This window comes from Mesorhizobium sp. WSM4308 (genome assembly GCF_002294905.1).
GTDB lineage: Bacteria > Pseudomonadota > Alphaproteobacteria > Rhizobiales > Rhizobiaceae > Mesorhizobium.
Window position 1 is genome coordinate 72,685 of sequence record NZ_NSFW01000004.1, and the last position, 19,603, is coordinate 92,287.

Annotated in this window: 21 protein-coding genes; all 21 read left to right on the forward strand. The window is 64.7% G+C overall.

What is annotated here, in order from left to right; genetic code table 11:
• Window positions 1-25: 25 nt before the first annotated feature.
• The 21 genes from flgB (at window position 26) to flgK (ending at window position 19,603) form a co-directional block, all read left to right on the forward strand.
• Window positions 26-406, forward strand: a complete 381-nt coding sequence (gene flgB, locus CK227_RS08400; RefSeq protein WP_019860948.1) for a flagellar basal body rod protein FlgB — start codon at window positions 26-28, stop codon at window positions 404-406.
• A gap of 1 nt (window position 407) precedes the next feature.
• The gene (gene flgC, locus CK227_RS08405) at window positions 408-824 is read left to right on the forward strand and encodes a flagellar basal body rod protein FlgC (protein WP_095772668.1); all 417 of its coding nucleotides are present in this window, start codon (window positions 408-410) and stop codon (window positions 822-824) included.
• Complete coding sequence (locus CK227_RS08410; RefSeq protein ID WP_179296417.1) at window positions 821-1,144, forward strand: flagellar hook-basal body complex protein FliE; 324 nt, start codon at window positions 821-823, stop codon at window positions 1,142-1,144. Before flgC ends, CK227_RS08410 begins: the two co-directional genes overlap by 4 nt.
• A 10-nt stretch (window positions 1,145-1,154) precedes the next feature.
• Complete coding sequence (flgG, locus tag CK227_RS08415) at window positions 1,155-1,943, forward strand: flagellar basal-body rod protein FlgG (protein WP_019860950.1); 789 nt, start codon at window positions 1,155-1,157, stop codon at window positions 1,941-1,943.
• A gap of 6 nt (window positions 1,944-1,949) precedes the next feature.
• On the forward strand, window positions 1,950-2,474 hold the full coding sequence (gene flgA / locus CK227_RS08420) for a flagellar basal body P-ring formation chaperone FlgA (RefSeq protein WP_179296416.1): 525 nt from the start codon (window positions 1,950-1,952) through the stop codon (window positions 2,472-2,474).
• 149 nt (window positions 2,475-2,623) lie between these two features.
• Window positions 2,624-3,712: a flagellar basal body P-ring protein FlgI gene (locus CK227_RS08425; protein ID WP_245318115.1), complete on the forward strand. Its 1,089-nt coding sequence runs from the start codon at window positions 2,624-2,626 to the stop codon at window positions 3,710-3,712.
• Between the two features lie 3 nt (window positions 3,713-3,715).
• Window positions 3,716-4,303, forward strand: coding sequence for a MotE family protein (locus CK227_RS08430; RefSeq protein WP_179296415.1), 588 nt, complete (start codon window positions 3,716-3,718; stop codon window positions 4,301-4,303).
• Window positions 4,300-5,007 carry a flagellar basal body L-ring protein FlgH gene (gene flgH, locus CK227_RS08435; protein WP_095772665.1) on the forward strand — a complete coding sequence of 236 codons (708 nt, stop codon included), beginning with the start codon at window positions 4,300-4,302 and terminating at the stop codon, window positions 5,005-5,007. The genes CK227_RS08430 and flgH overlap by 4 nt, the downstream gene beginning before the upstream one ends.
• A 20-nt stretch (window positions 5,008-5,027) precedes the next feature.
• Window positions 5,028-5,522, forward strand: coding sequence for a flagellar basal body-associated FliL family protein (locus CK227_RS08440; RefSeq protein ID WP_095772664.1), 495 nt, complete (start codon window positions 5,028-5,030; stop codon window positions 5,520-5,522).
• Window positions 5,519-6,250, forward strand: coding sequence for a flagellar type III secretion system pore protein FliP (gene fliP, locus CK227_RS08445; protein ID WP_019860957.1), 732 nt, complete (start codon window positions 5,519-5,521; stop codon window positions 6,248-6,250). The genes CK227_RS08440 and fliP overlap by 4 nt, the downstream gene beginning before the upstream one ends.
• Before the next feature lie 244 nt (window positions 6,251-6,494).
• Window positions 6,495-7,481, forward strand: coding sequence for a flagellin (locus CK227_RS08450; RefSeq protein WP_032931520.1), 987 nt, complete (start codon window positions 6,495-6,497; stop codon window positions 7,479-7,481).
• A 276-nt stretch (window positions 7,482-7,757) separates the two neighbouring features.
• Window positions 7,758-8,828 (forward strand): flagellin, encoded by a 1,071-nt coding sequence (locus tag CK227_RS08455; protein ID WP_095772663.1) that lies wholly within the window; start codon window positions 7,758-7,760, stop codon window positions 8,826-8,828.
• A gap of 131 nt (window positions 8,829-8,959) precedes the next feature.
• Complete coding sequence (fliF, locus tag CK227_RS08460; RefSeq protein WP_095772662.1) at window positions 8,960-10,609, forward strand: flagellar basal-body MS-ring/collar protein FliF; 1,650 nt, start codon at window positions 8,960-8,962, stop codon at window positions 10,607-10,609.
• A 3-nt stretch (window positions 10,610-10,612) separates the two neighbouring features.
• Window positions 10,613-11,233, forward strand: coding sequence for a hypothetical protein (locus CK227_RS08465; RefSeq protein WP_095772661.1), 621 nt, complete (start codon window positions 10,613-10,615; stop codon window positions 11,231-11,233).
• A complete protein-coding gene (locus tag CK227_RS08470; protein ID WP_095772660.1) occupies window positions 11,230-12,624 on the forward strand; it encodes a MotB family protein in 1,395 nt (464 codons plus the stop codon). Before CK227_RS08465 ends, CK227_RS08470 begins: the two co-directional genes overlap by 4 nt.
• A complete protein-coding gene (locus tag CK227_RS08475; RefSeq protein WP_095772659.1) occupies window positions 12,621-14,000 on the forward strand; it encodes a chemotaxis protein MotC in 1,380 nt (459 codons plus the stop codon). Before CK227_RS08470 ends, CK227_RS08475 begins: the two co-directional genes overlap by 4 nt.
• Window positions 13,997-15,376, forward strand: a complete 1,380-nt coding sequence (locus CK227_RS08480; protein ID WP_095772658.1) for a flagellar hook-length control protein FliK — start codon at window positions 13,997-13,999, stop codon at window positions 15,374-15,376. The genes CK227_RS08475 and CK227_RS08480 overlap by 4 nt, the downstream gene beginning before the upstream one ends.
• Entirely contained in the window at window positions 15,306-15,893 is a 588-nt protein-coding gene (locus CK227_RS08485) for a transglycosylase SLT domain-containing protein (protein ID WP_179296414.1), read from the forward strand. The genes CK227_RS08480 and CK227_RS08485 overlap by 71 nt, the downstream gene beginning before the upstream one ends.
• Before the next feature lie 223 nt (window positions 15,894-16,116).
• The gene (locus CK227_RS08490; protein ID WP_010911291.1) at window positions 16,117-16,785 is read left to right on the forward strand and encodes a response regulator transcription factor; all 669 of its coding nucleotides are present in this window, start codon (window positions 16,117-16,119) and stop codon (window positions 16,783-16,785) included.
• A 79-nt stretch (window positions 16,786-16,864) separates the two neighbouring features.
• A complete protein-coding gene (locus tag CK227_RS08495) occupies window positions 16,865-18,121 on the forward strand; it encodes a flagellar hook protein FlgE (protein WP_095772657.1) in 1,257 nt (418 codons plus the stop codon).
• Window positions 18,122-18,148: 27 nt separating this feature from the next.
• Entirely contained in the window at window positions 18,149-19,603 is a 1,455-nt protein-coding gene (gene flgK / locus CK227_RS08500; protein ID WP_095772656.1) for a flagellar hook-associated protein FlgK, read from the forward strand.

The following is a 19,603-nucleotide window of genomic DNA, read 5'->3' on the forward strand; positions in this document are numbered from 1 at the left end:
TTTGGGCACATGCCCGGAGATTCCCATGGAGCCCGTTTCCCTTTTCGATCTCGCCGCCAAGCAAGCGCAGTGGCTTTCCGTGCGCCAGTCGGCGATCGCCGGCAACATCGCCAACGCCAATACGCCGGGCTACACGGCAAACGATGTCGAGCCCTTCGAGAAGGTGCTCGACCGCACGGCTGTGTCGTTGCAGACCACCGAGGCCGGCCATCTCGGCAGCGCGGCGACCAATGCCGGCTTCACCATCAAGCCGCAGGAAGATGACGGCGTGGTCATGCCGTCCAAGAACACCGTCGTGCTTGAGGACCAGCTTCTCAAGGCCGGCGAGGTGCGCCGTTCCTTCGAGCTCAACACGGCGATCGTCAAGGCTTTCCACTCGATGATGATGATGGCGGTGAAGAGCTGACATGGACGCACTGACCGCAGCCCTGAAAGTCGCAGCATCCGGCCTCGGCGCCCAGTCCGAGCGCCTGCGCGTGGTCTCTGAAAACCTCGCCAATGCCCAGTCGACCGGCACGACGCCCGGCGCTGACCCCTATCGCCGCAAGACCATCAGCTTCGTCTCCGAGCTTGACCGGGCGTCCGGCGCCTCAACGGTTGAAGTGAACTCGATCGACCGCGATCCAAGTGTCTTCCCCGTCGAATTCCAGCCTGGCAACGAGGCCGCCGACGAGAAGGGCTACGTCAAGATGCCCAATGTCAACGCGCTGATCGAAATGGCCGACATGACCGAGGCCAACCGCTCCTACGAGGCCAACCTGCAAGTCGTGAAGCAGGCGCGCGACCTCATTTCAATGACCATCGACCTGATGAGGAACCAATGATCGTGAACGGCATCGGCGCGCTCAACCTGAAGCCCGGGCTGGGCGATACGGCGACCAACCTGCTTCAGGGCGGTGTCGCGCCGGCGACATCAGGCAACCTTGGCACCTCCTTTGCCGAAGCGGTGAGCCAGGCAGCCTCCAAGACCGTCAACACGCTGCAGAATGCCGAACAGGTGTCGCTCCAGGCGCTCAAGGGCGATGCCGACACACGCCAGGTCGTCGATGCCGTGATGAGCGCGCAGCAGGCGCTTCAGACCGCCGTCGCCATCCGCGACAAGGTCGTTTCGGCCTACCTCGAAGTCAGTCGCATGGGTATCTGAGGAATAGGTCATGAAAGCACTTTCCATCGCCGCCACCGGCATGAATGCCCAGCAGACAAATCTGGAAGTCATCGCCAACAACATCGCCAACATCAACACCACCGGCTACAAGCGGGCGCGCGCCGAATTCTCCGACCTGCTCTACCAGGTCGACCGCACGCAAGGCGTACCCAACCGATCCAACGCCTCGCTGGTGCCGGAAGGCGTTTCGATCGGTCTCGGCGTCAAGACGACGGCCGTGCGCAACGTGCACACCCAGGGCGAACTGACCAGCACCGGCAACAGTTTCGACATGGCGCTGACCGGCAGGGGCTGGTTCCAGATCGAGGGCGCCGATGGCGGCACGCTCTACACCCGCGCCGGCGCCTTCAACACCAACGCCACCGGCCAGCTGGTGACGGTGGATGGCGCCAATGTCATTCCGGCGATCACCGTGCCGACCGACGCGGTCGAGGTGATCGTCAACAAGACCGGTCAGGTGTTTGCCCGCATCGACGGCCAGACCGACCTGCAGAATCTCGGCCAGCTCCAGATCGTCAACTTCGCCAACGAGGCGGGCCTCGCGCCGCTCGGCGACAATCTGTTCCAGGAAACGACCGCCTCCGGCCCGGCCAATGCCGGCGTGCCCGGCGATCCCGGCTTCGCCACCATCCAGCAGGGTTATCTCGAAGCCTCCAACGTCGACCCGGTCAAGGAAATCACCGAGCTGATCTCGGCGCAGCGCGCCTATGAGATGAATTCCAAGGTGATCCAGGCCGCCGACGACATGGCCTCGGTCGTCTCCAAGAACATCAGGTAAGGGATGATGGCCATGCCGATCTCCTGCTCCGCATTCCGCCGCACCGCGCTGATCCTTGCGCTGGTGGCCGGCAGCGTGCCGGCTTTCGCACAGGAATCGGCAAATCAGTCGGCAACGCAGATCGCCGGCAATCAGCCTGCCGGCGAGGTCGTGCTGATCCCCAGTCGCGTCATCTACCCCGGCGAGACCATCGAACTCGCCGCCCTGAAACAGGTGACCCTCATCGCGGGCAAACACAAGCCCGATGCGATGGCGACCCGCGCCGAAGAGCTTCAGGGCAAGATCGCCAAGCGCACGCTGCTGCCCGGTCGCTACATCCCGGCCGCCGCCATCCGCGAGGCTTGGCTGGTCGAACAGGGTGCAGCCGTGCAGGTCTTCTTCATCGCCGGCGGACTGACGATATCGGCCACCGCGGTAACCTTGCAGCCAGGTTCAGCCGGCGACCTCATCAAGGTTCGCAACAGCGATAGCGGCAAGATCCTCTCCGGCACGGTGATGGCCGACGGAACCATCCAGGTCAGCGCTTCATGATGCGCCCGCTTGCCCTTCTGCTTGCGGCCGTACTCGGCCTGCAGCCGGCGCTGGCCGACGGCCTGACACCCAAGGCCAAGCGCGAACTCGCCGCCAAGAACGGCGGCGTCTACGACGATCCGGAATATGATCCGGCGACCACCACCCGCATGTTCCGCGTTTCGCCCGGACCGAGCTCGCTGCCGCCTGGCCAGGTCGCCTCGCGCATCAAGGACATCGCCCAGCTGCAGAGTTCGCGCGACAACCAACTGGTCGGCTACGGCCTGGTCATCGGCCTCGCCGGCTCGGGTGACAGTCTGCGCAATTCGCCGTTCACCGAGCAGTCGATCCGCGCCATGCTGGAAAATCTCGGCATCGCCACCGAAGGCGGCCGCGCGCGCGCCAAGAACGTCGCCGCCGTCATCGTCACCGCCAACATGCCCCCCTATGTGCAATCGGGCGCCCGCATCGACATCGACGTCTCCTCTATGGGCGACGCCACCTCGCTTGCCGGCGGCACGCTGATCATGACGCCGCTGAAGGCGGCGGACGGCGAGATCTATGCCGTCGGTCAGGGCGCGGTCATCGTTTCCGGCTTCACCGCCAAGGGCCAGGCCGAACAATTGACGCAGGGCGTGCCGACCGCCGGCCGGGTGCCGAACGGCGCCATCGTCGAGCGTTCGGTGAAGGCCGAATTCGACGACCAGTCGACGCTGACGCTGCAATTGCGCAATCCCGATTTCTCGACCGCCATCCGCATCGCCGACGCGATCAACGACTATACCAGCCAGCGCTTCGGCATGCGCGTCGCGGGTGAGCGCGATTCTCGCACCGTGCAGATCAGAAGGCCAAAGGGCGTTTCGGCCGCGCGCTTCTATGCCGAGATCGAAAACCTGGTGGTCGAATCCGATACGCCGGCCCGCGTCGTCATCGACGAGCGCACCGGCACCATCGTCATCGGCAACGACGTCAAGATCTCGCGCGTTGCCATCAGCCACGGCACGCTCACGGTGCGCATCACCGAAGCGCCGCGCATCGTGCAGCCCGAACCTTTCTCCAAGGGCGAAACCGCTGTCGAGCCGTTCACCGCCATCGACGCCAGCCGGCCCGATGCCCGCGTCGCGGTGCTCGACGGACCCGACCTGCAAACCCTCGTTTCCGGCCTCAACCGCCTCGGCGTCAAGCCGGACGGTATCATTGCCATCCTGCAAGGCATCAAGTCGGCCGGCGCCCTGCAAGCCGATCTGGTCCTCCAATAGGCGATGCCGATGATCCCCTCCCTTCTATCCCACGAAAGACGCTCCTGCCGCGCAATCCTGTTCGCGGCCGCGGCTCTCGCGGCCATGGCCGTTGCCAGTGGCGGCGCACATGGCGAGGATGTCGTTCGCCAGGTTCTGCCCGGAGCGCAGCCCGCGGTGGCGCCGCAGCAGCTGGCGCGGGAGAAGGCGCCCGACCAGAGCGAGATCGAGCGCTTCTGCTCCAACATCGCCGACGCCGCCCGCGACCGCCGCTACGCCTTGCAGGCCGAGGAACTGAAGCAGCTGCAGGCCGGCATCGACGAGCGCATGAAAGCGCTGGACGCGAAGAAGGCCGAATACGAGACCTGGCTGAAGCGGCGTGAAGTGTTCCTGGCCCGGGCCGAGGACGGCGTCGTCAAGATCTATGCCGGCATGAAGCCCGATGCGGCGGCCGAACGCCTGGCGATCGTCAACGCCGACCTGGCCGCGGCCATCCTGATGAAGCTCGATTCACGCAAGGCCGGCGTCATTCTCAACGAAATGGACCAGAAGGCGGCGGCGACTCTCACCGGCATCATGGCCAGCGCAGCCCGAAGGGTAGATCCGTCATGATCCGCAGAACGCTCATCCTGTGCGCGGTGGCAGCCCTGTCCGGCTGCGGCACCAACCTCAGGGAAGTCGGCAAGGAACCGTCACTGTCGCCGGTCGGCTCGGGCATTGACGGCGGCAACACGTCTTCCCTGTACAGATACCCCGAGCCGCCTCGGGCACCGGTGAAAAAGTTCTCGCTGTGGGACGATCGCCAGAGCCGCCTCTTCACCGATCCCCGGGCGCTCTCGCAGGGCGACATCCTGACCGTCACGATCAAGGTCAACGACCGCGCCAATTTCAAGAACCAGAACGACAGGAGCCGCACCGCCAACCGCAAGCTCGGCTTCGACCTCAGCGCGCAATGGGACAAATGGAGCACCGCCGGCAAGGGCGCCGGCACGCTCAACTCCGCAACGGACACGACGGCCGATGGCGAGATCAAACGATCGGAAACTCTTGAACTCAATGTCGCGGCGATCGTCACCGATGTCTTGCCGAACGGCAATCTGATGATCACGGGGGCGCAGGAAGTGCGCGTCAACGCCGAACTGAGGGTGCTGACCATCGCCGGCATCGTGCGGCCGGCCGATATCGGCGCCGAGAACACGATCCCCTACGAACGGATCGCCGAGGCGCGCATTTCCTATGGCGGGCGCGGCCGCATCACCGAGATCCAGCAGCCGGCCTACGGCCAGCAGATCCTCGACCAGGTTCTTCCGTTCTAGGGATTGGAGAACAGAGCGCCGTGGCCAATGTCGAACAACTCCAGCCTCGCAAGGGTCCATCCCTTGTGGTTCAGGGCGCCATGCTGCTCGTGGTGACGGTCGCCGCCATCGGCATGGGCTGGATGTCCGGAGGTTATCTCAAGGGCGCCGGCGCACCGCCATCGGTGCCGGCTGCTCCTGAAAATGCGGGCAAGGTTGCCGAACCCTCTGCTGCGCAACAGCCTGGCACGGGGCCGACGCTTGTCGCGCTGGCGCCGATCACCACGAATATCGCCTCACCCGCCGACACCTGGATCCGGATGGAAGCATCCGTGGTCTACGACGCGCCGCAGCCGCCGGCGATGACGGAGGACATCCATCAGGACCTTCTGGCCTTCGTGCGTACGCTGAAGATGCATCAGGTCGAGGGCGCCAGCGGTTACCAGCACCTGAAAGCCGATATCGAGGAACGCGCCTCGATCCGCAGCCAGGGGCACGCCAAACAGGTTCTCATCAGGACATTGCTGCTCGAATGAAGAAGTTCCTTCTCGCCGCGGCGCTGATCGGCGCCGCCACCTCCGTCGCGGCGGCGCAGCAGCTGGACCTGGGCGGCATCGGAAAGGCCGACGGTACCACCGTCGGCTACATCATCCAGATGTTCGGCCTGCTGACCGTGCTGTCGGTGGCGCCCGGGCTGCTGATCATGGTGACGAGCTTCACCCGTTTCGTCATCGCCTTCTCGATCCTGCGCGCCGGCATCGGCCTGCAGTCGACGCCGGCGAACCTCATCCTCATTTCGCTGTCGCTGTTCATGACCTTCTACGTCATGGCGCCGACGTTCGATCAGGCCTGGAACACCGGCGTCAAGCCGCTGATGGACAACCAGATCAGCCAGACCGAGGCCTTCGAGAAGATCTCGGATCCGTTCCGCACCTTCATGCTGCACAATGTGCGCGACAAGGATTTCGACCTTTTCGCCGACCTCGCGCGCGAGCGCGGCCAGGTCGTCGCCAAGGAGACGGTCGACCTGCGCATCCTGGTGCCCGCCTTCATGATCTCCGAGATCCGCCGCGGCTTCGAGATCGGCTTCCTGATCGTGCTGCCCTTCCTGGTCATCGACCTGATCGTCGCCACCATCACCATGGCGATGGGCATGATGATGCTGCCGCCCACCGTTGTCTCGCTACCGTTCAAGATCCTGTTTTTCGTCCTGATCGACGGCTGGAACCTGCTCGTCGGCAGCCTGGTGCGCTCCTTCACCTGACCCTGCTCTCCGGCCCGAGGCCGCGTCTGCCCGACAGGACCGGGCAGTGCGCCGGACATCGTCGATTTTTTCTCGAATTATTTTCGATTAACCGTCCGATTTAGCCCTTTGGTAGGAACTCGCCGCCATAGTCGCTCGCAGATGGCGGGTGATCTCTCGACGATCATTGGCATGATGCCGCTCCGTCATACCGGAAAAGCCGGTATGTCAAAAAAACACCTGTAAAAACAAGGTACGAGTAGCCATGGCCAGTATCATGACCAACAGCGCCGCATTGACGGCCCTGCAGAGCCTTAACGCCACCCAGAACAACCTCTCCACCACCCAGGCCCGCATCTCGACGGGCTACCGCGTCTCCCAGGCTTCGGACAACGCCGCCTATTGGTCGATCGCCACCACGATGCGTTCCGACAACCAGGCCATGTCCACCGTTTCGGACTCGCTCGGCCTCGGCGCCTCGAAGGTCGACACCGCCTACACCGGCATGAACAGCGCGATCACCACCATCAATGCGATCCAGCAGAAGCTGACCGCGTCCTACGGTCAGACCGATGCCGCGAAGGAAAAGACCCAGGTCGAAATCGCCGCTCTGCAGCAGCAGCTGAAGGGTTACGCCGACTCCGCCACCTTCTCCGGCACCAACATGCTGTCGGTGTCCACCGCCACGGGCACGGCCGCCGACGTCAAGATCGTCTCGGCCTTCAACCGCAGCTCGACCGGCGCGGTTTCGCTCTCGACGATCGATGTCAACGTGGAAAGCATCAAGCTCTATGACTCCGGCGCCGCGCCGACCGCCAAGGGCCTTCTGGATACGGCCCGCCTCGGCACCACTGGTGCTGCAACCACCACGGCACAGAACCCGACCCTTGGTGCCGCTCCCGCTGCCGGCGATACCTATTCGGTCGCCTCGCTGAAAATCTTCTCGGGCACCACGGCCGCCAGCGACGCTCAGATCTCGCAGATGATGACCGTCGTCGACGCCGCGCTCAAGGACATGACGACCGCCGCCACCAAGCTCGGCGCCGCTAAGAGCTCCATCGACCTGCAGAAGACCTTCACGCAGAGCCTGATGGACTCCATCGACCGCGGCGTTGGCCAGCTGGTCGATGCCGACATGAACAAGGAATCGACCCGCCTCCAGGCGCTGCAGGTCCAGCAGCAGCTCGGCGTCCAGGCGCTGTCGATCGCCAACGGCTCGTCGCAGTCGATCCTGTCGCTCTTCCGCGGCTGATCGCTCTACACCGACCAACCAAGAAAACGGGCCGCGCCAAAAGCGCGGCCCGTTTTGCGTTTGCTCCAGCCCCGCGCAACCCTCGTTTCTTAACCCTCGAAAGCGAGCCTTTAACAGGCCGTTAACCATAACGCGCTAGTCATGGTTAACCAAAGCTTACAACGGATTGGCGAATCGGCCCGGTCGGGGCGACGGCAATCGACGGGCGGGCCAGCGGCTCGCGAGGGCAATGCCGGTTTTTGAGAAAGACCGGCCTGGGAAAAAGGAGCGAGTTTCTTGGCGAGCATCATGACAAACGCCGCGGCGTTGACCGCACTTCAAAGCCTCAACGCCACCAACAAATCGCTTGAGCAGACACAGTCGCGAATCTCGACGGGCTACAGGGTCTCCGAGGCCTCCGACAACGCCGCCTACTGGTCGATCGCCACGACGATGCGCTCCGACAACGCAGCCTTGTCGACGGTGCAGGACGCGCTCGGCCTCGGCGCCTCGAAAGTCGACACCGCCTATACCGGCATGAACAATGTTCTGACGTCGATCGGCCAGCTCAAGACCAAGCTGCTCTCCACCATTGGCCAGACAGCTGCCGCAAAGGCAAAGACGCAGACGGAAATCACCACGCTTCAGGCGCAGATGAAGTCCTTTGCCGATGCCGCCACCTTCTCGGGCTCGAACTACCTTTCGGTGACGTCAACGCAGGTCGCTGCCCCCAATGACGGCGTTCAGGCCGACGCCAAGATCGTCGCGTCCTTCAACCGCTCCTCCTCCGGCGCCATCTCGCTCGGAACGATCGACATCGATGTCGAGAGCACGAAACTGTTCGACAACGGTCTTGCCACCGCCGTCAAGAACCAGGGCACGCTCGACCGCCAGACGTCCGTATACGCGACAGCGGCCGCCCAGAACCTGTACGACACAGCCTATGCGGCTACGATCGCTGGCGGTGGCACGGACATCGCCGCCAACACCGCTGGCCAGACGGCCGCGGGCGCGGTGGTCCCCAGGATTGACAATGTTTCCGCCTTCAATCTCGACATCACGGCGGCGGGAGTGACCGACGACATCATCACCCAGATGATCGGCAAGATCGACAAGGTCATGAGCCAGCTGACCGACCAGGCCACCATCCTCGGCGCCGCCAAGAGCTCCATCGACCTGCAGAAGACCTTCACGCAGAGCCTGATGGACTCCATCGACCGCGGCGTCGGTCAGCTCGTCGATGCCGACATGAACAAGGAATCGACCCGCCTGCAGGCATTGCAGGTCCAGCAGCAGCTCGGCATCCAGTCGCTGTCGATCGCCAACAGCTCCTCGCAGTCGATCCTGTCGCTGTTCAAGAACGGCTAATCCGGCTGTAGCCGACAGATACCCCTCCCTCCAATTCACGGGCCGCGCCGCAAGCGCGGCCCGATTTCATTTTCGCACAAGCTTCGAGGGCTAGTGTTCCGGCGGACAATCATGCTGGGAGTCGCTCTATCGTGCCGGAACAGATCCAGAGCATCATCTCGAATCTCCGCGGTTTTGGTGTGAAGCGCCTCGCCATGCTGGCGGGCATCGCCGTTCTGGTGATGGGCGTCATCGGCATCGCCTCGGTCTACCTCAACCGCCCGGCCTACGACACGCTCTATGTCGGGCTCGACCGCTCCGACGTGAACCAGATCGGCCTGGTGCTGGGCGAGGCGGGCATCGGCTTCGATGTCGGCGCCGACGGAACCTCGGTTCTGGTGCCGGCCGGCACCACGGCACAGGCGCGCATGCTGCTTGCCGAAAAGGGTCTGCCGACCAGCGCCAATGCCGGCTACGAGCTGTTCGACAATGTCGGGGCGATGGGCCTGACCTCGTTCATGCAGCAGATCACCCGTGTGCGGGCGCTGGAAGGCGAGATTGCCCGCACCATCCAGTCCATATCAGGCATCAAGGCGGCTCGCGTCCACATCGTCATGTCCGAGCGCGCCAATTTCCGCCGCGACGAACAGCAGCCCTCGGCATCGGTGGTCATCCGCTATGCCGGCATCGACGCAGAGAAGAGCGCCCAGTCGATCCGCCACCTGGTCGCCGCCGCCGTGCCTGGCCTGTCGGCCGACAAGGTGACGGTGCTCGATTCCAACGGCAACCTGCTGGCCGCCGGCGACGATCCCTCCAACACCAGTGCGGCCCGCACGCTCGGCGTCGAGCAGACGGTCGAGGCGCAGATCGGCGACAACATCCGCCGCGCGCTGGCGCCATACCTCGGCCCTGACAATTTCCGCGCCAGCGTCAAGGCCGAGGTCAACACCGACACCCGCCAGACGGAAGAAACCATTTTCGATCCGAACTCGCGCGTCGAGCGCTCGGTGCAGTCGGTGCGCGCCAATGAGAACAGCAACCAGAAGCAGGCCTCGACCCCGGCCAGCGTCGAGCAGAACCTGCCGGAGACCCAGGCGACCAGCACCGAGGGTCCGCAAACGACCTCGGCGAACGACCGCAAGGAAGAGATCACCAATTACGAGATCAACTCCAAGAAGATCGCCACCGTCTCCAACGGCTACACCGTCACCAAGATGTCGATCGCCGTCGTCGTCAACCAGGATCGGCTGAAGGCGATCCTGGGCAAGGACGCGACCCCGGAGCAGATCGCCAAGCGCGTCGCCGAGATCCAGAAGATGGTGACGTCGGCCACCGGCCTCGACGACAAGCGTGGCGACGTCATCGACGTCTCGGCGGTCGAATTCATCGACGGGCTCGACGGCGAAGCGATCCCGCAGGCTGGAATGCTGGATTCCATCGGCCAGCACGCCGGCACGCTGATCAACGCCGGCGCTTTCATCGTCGTGGTGTTCCTGGTGGCCTTCTTCGGCTTGCGGCCGATGGCGGCCGCACTGACGGCAAAAGCGATGCCCGCTTTGCCAGGCCCGAATTTCGATGAAGTCCAGCGGTCGCTGCCGACACCCGAGGCGGCTGCTTCCGTCGATGCGGGTGCCGCCATCGGCGCCTTGCCCGGCTCGCGGCCGGGCACCAATCCGCTCGATGATCTTCGCCAGAAGATCAGGCCGGCGCCACAGGAGCGGCTTGCCCGCATGGTCGACCTCAACGAGGAGCGCACAGCGCAGATCCTGCGCAAATGGGCGGCCCAGGAAGTCGCGGCGTAAACCATGGCCTCCGCAGCCCTTTTCGATCTTCTCCCTGATTTCGGTACGCGCGCGCCGCGTGTCAGTCAGCCCCAGGCCGCATCCGAGCACAGGCCGGAAGCATCCGCACCGCAGGCCGATATCGGCACGCTGATCGCCGAGGCGGTTGCCCAGGCAGAAGCAGCGCTGACGGAACGGCTTGTCGCCGCCCACGACGCTGCGCTGGAAGCGGAGCGCCAGGCGCATGTTGAGGAAGCGAGGGTTTTCCTCGAAAGCTTCGGCGGCAACATCGGCAAGGCGGTCTCGCTGCGCATCGACGCCATGGAGGCGCGCGTAACGGACCTTGTCACCGCCACGGTCGCACGCATCATCGGCGGCATTGTCAGCGACGATCTGCAGAAGCGCTCGCTCGAAGCGCTCGCCGGCGCGGTTCGCGAAGCCGTCGGCGATGGCGAAGCGGTGCGCATCGCCGTCCGTGGGCCACTGTCGCTGTTCGAAACGCTGAAGGCATCGCTTGGACCAAGCATTGCAAATCTCGACTTCATCGAGGCGCCAGGTTTCGACCTGACCGTGACCATTGACGAGGCCGTGTTCGAGACACGCATCGCCGAATGGTCGGCCACCCTTTCCGAGGTCTTGTCATGAGTGTCGCCGAGGCCGATCACGGCAGGCACGAGATCATCATCGTGCGGCGGGGTCATGACGACCACGACGAGGGCCATCACGGTGGCGTCTGGAAGATCGCCTTTGCCGATTTCATGACCGCCATGATGTGCTTCTTCCTGGTGATGTGGCTAATCAACGCCGCCAACGAACAGACCAAGGCGGCCGTCGCCAGCTACTTCAACCCGGTCAAGCTCGTCGACCGTGAGTCGAGCCGCAAGGGCCTTGAGGACCTCGGCAATGGGCCGCGCGCGGTCGGGATGACGACCGACGACCCGCAGGAGGCGACAAAAAAGTCTGGACAGGACGGCATCGGTGCGGCGGGCTCATCCAACCGCAAGCAGGACAAGCAGGAGCCGAACAAGGCTGAACAGTCGGATGAGCATCTGTTCGCCGACCCCTACGCCGTGCTCTCCGAAATCGCCACCGACACCGGCGTCATGCAGAATGTCAGCCAGAAGGGCGACGGCGGCGCGCAAAGCGCCGGGCCGGCGACGGGCGCCTCGGGCGGCGCGTCCTACAGGGATCCCTTCGAGCCGGACTTCTGGTCGCAGCAGGTGGCCACACCCGCCGCCGAGGCGAGTGCCCAGCGCCCCAAGATCGAGGGCGATCCGCTCAAACCAGGTGACAAGGCCGCCGAAACGCAGGTCGCCAAGGTCAAGGCCGTGCCGCCGGCGTCGCCCGTCAAGGAAGCCCCACTCGAGCCCCTGGCCGAGGATGGCAAGGACGCCGCCGCGACGATGGCCAAGGCCGGCGAAATCAAGGCCGGCGAAACCAAGGCCAGCGGCGCCAAGGCCGGTGACGCCAAGACGGGCGAGAGCAAGGCCGTGGCTGCCGCCAAGGCGGATACCGCGGCCGCCGTGCAAGAGACGACCGCGCCTGAAGCCGGGGAAAAGCAGCCGACCGCCGCTGCCGTGAAGGCCGCGGCCGACGTCAAGCGGCAGCTGGCTGAAGCGTTCAAGCCTGGCGACAAGCTGCATGACGGCGTCTCGGTCGAAGCCACCGACAAGGGTGTCGTCATCTCGATCACCGACCAGCTCGACTTCGGCATGTTCGAAGTTGGATCGGCGGTGCCGAGCCGCGAACTGGTGCTGGCGATGGAAAAGATCGGCCGCATCGTCAACAGCCAGAAGGGCACGATCAGCATCAACGGCCACACTGATGCGCGCCCCTTCCGCAGCGCCAGCTACGACAATTGGCGGCTGTCGACGGCGCGCGCGCATTCCGCCTACTACATGCTCGTGCGCGGCGGCGTCGACGAGCGCCGCATCACCGAGGTCGCCGGCTTCGCCGACCGGCAGCCGAAGGATCCGGCCGATCCGCTGTCGGCGGCCAACCGCCGCATTGAGATCCTGATGGCGACCGGCGGATGAAGCGGGCGGCCGTCACCAGCCGGCTGATGGGCCTGTTGCTGCTGGCAGCCGGATATCCGTCGGCCGGCTTCGCCCAGGACACGCTGCAGCCCTACCAGCTGGTGCGCTCGCTGCAGCTGGTCCAGGACCGCATCGCCGCCGGCGATCACGCCGCGATGCCGATGCAGGCCAAGCTGCTCGAGATGATCGATACCCGCTTGCGCGAAGCGGATGCGGAGGACTTCAAGGACCCCAAGAATTTTCGCGCACTCCTGGTCTACGGCATGAGCGGCGGCAATCCGGTGACCGTCGAGGCGGCGGTTTCCCGTGCCAAGTCCGTGGATGCCGAAGACCTCTCAATCGCCAAGGGCGTCATAAACTATCTGGTTGGCCGGCCCGCCAGTGCGATCGAAGTCCTGAGGCCAATCGATCCTATGACGCTGCCCAGCGACCTCGGCGCCTTTCTTGCCTTGGTCAAAGGATCGCTGATGGCGACGGACGACCCGGTGATGGCGCTCACGCTGCTCGACGAGGCCAAGCTGCTCAGCCCCGGCACACTGGTCGAGGAAGCGGCCCTGCGGCGTTCGGTCGGCATCGCCGTGAGCCGAGGCGATGCGGCACGGTTCGCGCGTGCCTCCACCCAATATGTCGAGCGTTACCTCTATTCGCCCTATGCCAGTCAGTTCGCCGATTCCTTCGTCTCCGGCGTCATCACCCTGCATATGTCGATCAGCCAGGACAAGCTCGCCGACATCACCTCGATGATGGATCCCGAGCGCGAGAAGGTGATCTATCTGCGCATCGCCCGCCGCGCCGCGATCGACGGCCTCAGCGAATTGTCGGCCTTTGCCTCCGCGCGGGCCGAGCAGGGCCGCGACGGCAACACCAACCAAGGCGATCCGCGCGCAGAGCTTTACTCGAGCCTGTCCACGGTGACCTCCGGTACGATCGAGGATGTGCGCACCAAGCTCGGCAAGATCGACCGCAGCAAACTGTCGGACGGTGACCGTGCCCTGCTCGACGCCGCTCAGGCGATCGCCGGTGAGGTGGTGGCGCCGCCTGCTTCCCTTCCGGCCACAACTCCGGCGTCTGCACCCCTAGCGCCGCAGCCCAAATCCGAGGTCGCCGCCACGCAGGCCGCCGACGCGGCCGGATTGCCGCCCGTCGAGGGTGCAGTCTCCGAACAGCCCGCCGCCTCGCCATCCCAGCCATCCGACAGGACGGCGGCCGCGACGAGCGCGCCGCCGCCTTCAGCCGATTCGGCGACGGTCCTGCCGGCATCGGCGCCGGCAACTTCTGCCGGTCCCGACACGACCGATCCGACCGACGCCGCCATGATGAAAACCCGTCGACAGCTCGACCTGATCGACCAGATGCTTGGAGCCGCCCCGAAATGACCCCCAGCCTCGGCCCGGCCTTGCCAGGATTTACCGCCGCGCGCACGGCGGAGCAGCCGACCGCCCCCGGCAAGAAGGATGATGCTGGTTTCGGCAAGATGGTGCATGGCCGCGCAGGCCAGGCGGAAAAGCAGCCAACCACCGAGGCAGGCGGGCGCGATCCGCGCTGGAGCAAGCTCGCCGCCGGCCTGGCGGCACAGGCAGGCGAGGACGAGCCGATGCCGACCGGCAAGGCGAGGACCACGCCCACCGGATCGACGGCAGCGAAATCCACGAAGGACGACAAGGGCGTTGAGGCGGACAAGGACGTCGATACCGAAAAGCCGGCGACCGACGCCGGTGCAACGCCGCTCGACGATCATCTGCCTTTGCTGATGGCGTTTCATGACCTGCGCCATTTCTCGACATCGGCCAAGTCAGCCGATGCAAGCGAGGCCGGACAGGAACCGGCGCTCGACGGGCAGCTCCTGTCGAAAGCCTATCGCGCGGCGTCCGTCGCTGGGCAAGACGACCTCGAACCTATGCCGAAGCCCGAGCGGGTCGCACTCGTCGACGGGCCGTTGAAGAAGCTCGACGGCCAATCCGGCCGCGACGCGAGCGCCGGCACTGGCGCGCCACGGCGTGACAATGCAACCGCCGCCGGCCCGCTGCCCGAGACGACAACCGCCGATGTGCCGGGCGTCGAACAGAAGCAGACAGCGCCACAGCTGAAGTCGATCGCCGACGTCCAGTCCTCGTTGCGGTCGGAGCCAGGAAAACAGCCCTCGGCCCAGGCGCGCGTCGACGTGGTTTCCGAGCGCAGCTTCCCCGCCCCGCCGCAGGCGCCGATGAGCCAGGCAGCACTCAACGTAATCAACGCCGTAGCGGCCGATGTTGGCCCGCAGCAGGCGTTTTCGACAGCCGCCGCGACCACCCACATGGCCGGCTCTGTTGCCGTTCCGACACATGTGTTGAAGATCGAACTTCACCCGGCCGAGCTGGGCATGGTCACCGCCCATCTTCGCCTCTCGGGAGAACAACTCTCGATTGAATTGAAGCCCGAAACACACGACGCCTACCGCCGGCTTTCCAGCGACAGCGAGGCAATCGTCAAGTCGCTGCGCGGGCTGGGTTTCGAGGTTGATAAGGTCACCATCATGCAACCTTCGGTAGCAGTTCCAGTCGCAACCCGGACGGATGCGACCGCCTCGCTTGCCGCCGCGCCTGGCCGCGACCAATCCGCCTTTCAGCCCGGAAACTCCAGTGGCGGCAACGGTGGAACCGGCGGCCAGCAACCGGGCCAGCAGTCCGCAAGGGGTAATCATGATGACGCGCAAGCCCGCGGCCGCGCCGCTTCGCCATCTCGCGAGCACGCTGGCGGCGATATGTTTATCTAGCCTCGCAACCAGCGCCCTCGCCGCCACCAATCCCTGCGAGCCCGAGATCCTGCGCGCCGCCGATCGCTATGGCGTGCCCGCCGGCATCCTCTATGCCGTCGGCCTGACCGAGACGGGCAAGAAGGGCAGCCTTCAGCCTAACGCCTTGAATATAGAAGGAAAAGCGATCTTTCCAAAGAGCCGGGCCGAAGCGCTTGCCACCTTCGCCAATGCCCGGCGCGAAGGCAAGACGCTGATCGATCTCGGCTGCATGCAGATCAACCACCACTATCATTCCTCGCACTTCCGCAGCGTCGAGGACATGCTCGACCCGCGCCAGAACGTCGATTATGCGGCGCGTTTCCTGGCCAGTCTCCACGCCCGCCACGAGACCTGGTCGATGGCCGTTGCCCGCTACCATGCCGGCCCCGACAACGACCCGGCGCAGAAGGTCTATGTCTGCAGGGTGATCGCCAATATGGTTGCCGCCGGTTTTGGCAAATGGACAACCAACGCCCGCGCCTTCTGCAACCCGTAAGCGTATCTTCTGCTCCTAATACGCCCGTGGCACTGCTCAGGGCTTGCCGTTTTGACTTACCCAGAACTTCCCCCCGTAAGCATATCTGGCTGCACGCTAATGCAACCGGCACGATTCCAGACTCCCAAGAAACTAGTTACAAGAAATGACGGTTGTTCAGGATTCCCGCCAACGGTTAGGCCTTTCCCCACGGGGCAAATGTGTTGATTCGGAGGCGGGGCCGATGATCGTTATCGTTGACGAGCGAGAGCTCGTAACTGAGGGATACAATTCACTTTTTGATCGCGAGGGCGTCGCCTGCGCGGGCTTCGCGCCCGGCGAATTCGGCGAGTGGGTCAACTCGGCCGCCGACACCGACCTGCGATCGGTGCGGGCCTTCCTGATCGGCGACTGCCGCGACGGCGCCATCTCTCCGCGCCAGATCCGCGACCGCACCGGCGCTCCTGTCATTGCGCTGAGCGAGCAGCATTCCCTGGAAAACACGCTGCGGTTGTTCGAGAGCGGCGTCGACGACGTCATCCGCAAGCCCGTCCACATCAGAGAGATCCTGGCCCGCATCACCGCCATCCGCCGGCGCGCCCATGAGGATGTCGCCTACACCGAGATCGGCGCCATGCGCATCTTCATGGACGGCCGCGACCCCGAGATTGACGGCCAGCCGCTGCCCCTGCCGCGCCGCGAACGCCGCATCCTCGAATATCTGGCGAGCAACCGCGGCCGGCGCGTAACCAAGACCCAGGTCTTCAACGCCATCTATGGCATCTTCGACGAAGAGGTCGAGGAGAACGTGGTGGAGAGCCACATCAGCAAACTGCGCAAGAAACTGCGCGAGAAGCTGGGCACCGACCCGATCGATTCCAAACGCTTCCTCGGCTACCGGCTCGTCTTCTGATGCCGCGCCGCGCCAGCCTCGCGCAAGACAGGACGCGTAGCCTCGCCGCCAGTGGCATGGATATTGCGGAGACATCTCGATGAGCCTCTACGGAATGATGCGGACCGGCGTTTCCGGCATGAACGCCCAGGCCAACCGCCTGTCGACAACCGCCGACAACATCGCGAATTCCGATACCACCGGCTACAAGCGGTCCTCGGCCGAATTCTCGACCCTGATCATGCCGTCGACGGGCGGCGCCTATAATTCCGGCGGCGTCACCACGACGATCCGGCAGGCAGTGAGCGATCCGGGCGTGCTGCAGTACACGACCTCTGTCTCCGACCTTGCCGTCAGCGGCGATGGTTTCTTCGTCGTCCAGGATCCGAGCGGCACGCCTTTCCTGACCCGCGCCGGCGCCTTCGTTCCCGACGCACAGGGCAGGCTGGTCAACGCGGCCGGTTTCCAGCTGATGGCCTACAGCTACGCCAATGGCACGCCGGCGGCGACGGTGAACGGCTTCGAGGGTCTGCAGCCGGTCGTCATCTCCGACCAGGGCCTAACCGCGACGCCGAGCACCCTGGGTACTTACAGCGGCAATCTGCCGGCAGGTGCCACGCCGGTCGTCGCCGCCAACCTGCCAGGTGCCAACGCCGCCACCGCGCAGTACACCTCGAAATCGTCGATGGTCGCCTATGACAACCTCGGCAACAAGAAGCTGCTCGACGTCTATTTCACCAACACCGGTACCGGCACCTGGCAGGTCGCGGTTTTCGATCAGTCGAAGGCGACGCCGGGAACATCATTCCCCTACACCGGCGGCGCGCTCGGCACGGCCAACCTGACCTTCGACACCACGACCGGCAAGCTCACTGGCGCGACCACCAGCGTTTCATTCACCGTGCCGGGCGGCGCGAGCCTCAATCTCGATCTGTCGAAGCTGACGCAGCTCGGCACCGGCTTCACGGTTTCCGACGCCCAGGTCAACGGCAACGCGCCCAGCACCATCGACAAGGTCCAGATCAGCAAGGACGGCACCATCTACGCCCAGTACAAGGATGGTTCCACCAAGCCGCTCTATAAAATTCCACTGGCCGACGTGCAAAGCCCGGACCAACTCAAGGCCCTGCCCGGCAACGTCTATGCGCAAGGCACCGACTCCGGCGCGATCCGTGTCGGCTTTGCCAATGAGGGCAAGGCCGGTTCGATCATCTCCGGCGCGCTCGAGAATTCCAACGTCGATATCGCCGAGGAATTGACCGACATGATCGCGGCGCAGCGCAGCTACACCGCCAATTCGAAAGTCTTCCAGACCGGTTCCGACCTGATGGACGTCCTTGTCAACCTGAAGAGATAAACCGGGCGCGGCCCGTGAAAGACCAGCATGTCGTTATCTTCCGCATTGAGCATCGCCCAATCTGCGCTTATGAGTACTGCGCGTCAGACCAGCGTTGTCACGCGCAACGTCTCGGACGCCTCCAATCCGGACTATGCGCGCCGCATCGCCGTCGTCACCAGCACGGCGCCCGGCGCGCGTTCGGTTGATATCCAGCGCGTCGCCAACGACCTGCTCTTCCGGCAGAATCTCGGTGCCTTGTCGGCCTATAGCGGCCAGAACGCGCTCTACAGCGGCATGGATCAGCTGGACGTTTCGGTCAATGGCGTCGACAATGCCTCCTCGCCCTCGACGGCAATCGCCAATCTGCAGCAGGCGCTGCAGCTCTACGCCACCTCGCCGTCCAACCAGAATCTCGGCTCGAGCGTCATCGACGCGGCCAAGCAGGTCGTGCGCTCCCTGAATGAAGGCTCCAAGGCCATTCAGGATTTCCGCACCCAGACCGACGGCCAGATCGACACGGCGGTCAAGGACCTCAACGCGCTGCTCGGCCAGTTCCAGGACGCCAACCAGGCGGTCATATCCGGAACCCGTTCCGGCACCGATGTTTCCGATGCGCTCGACCAGCGCGACGCGCTGCTGAAGAAGATCGCGGACTATGTTCCGATATCGACCTTCACGCGCGGCGACAACGACATGGTCATCACCACGGGTGACGGCACCACGCTGTTCGAGACGATACCGCGCACGGTAAGCTTCACGCCGGCGGCCGGCTATGCCGCCGGCGTCCCCGGCAACACCATCTATATCGACAATGTGCCGGTCTCGGCGGGAAGCGGCGGCAACACCACCGCCAGCGGCAAGCTCGCCGGCCTGCTGCAGTTGCGCGACGGCGTCGCCTCGACCATGCAGAGCCAGCTCGACGAGACCGCGCGCGGCCTGATCACGGCCTTTGCCGAAACCGCGCCCTCGATGCCCAACGCCGCCGGCCTGTTCACCTGGTCCGGCGCGCCGGCGGTGCCGGCCGCGGGCACGCTGGTCAACGGACTGGCCGGCACGATCAGCATCAATGCGGCGATGGATCCGAGCGCCGGCGGCAATCCGACATTGCTGCGCGACGGCGGCGCCAACGGCGCGGCCTACGTCGCCAACACCACCGGCGGCCCTTCCTATTCCAGTCTCCTGATTGCCTATGGCGACCGGCTCGACAAGCCGATGACGTTCGACCCCGCCGCTGGCATTTCGGCAACATCAAGCGTTTCCGACTACGCTGCCAATTCGATCGGCTGGCTGCAGGGCATGCGCCAGCAGGCTTCGACCGCAGCCGATGCGAAGGAAGCGCTGGCACAGCGCAGCTCCGAGGCGCTATCCAATGCGACCGGCGTCAATGTCGACCAGGAAATGTCGCTGATGCTCGACCTCGAACATACCTATCAGGCATCGGCGCGGATGATGAAGACCGTCGACGACATGATGACGGCCCTGTTGAACGCGGTGGGATAA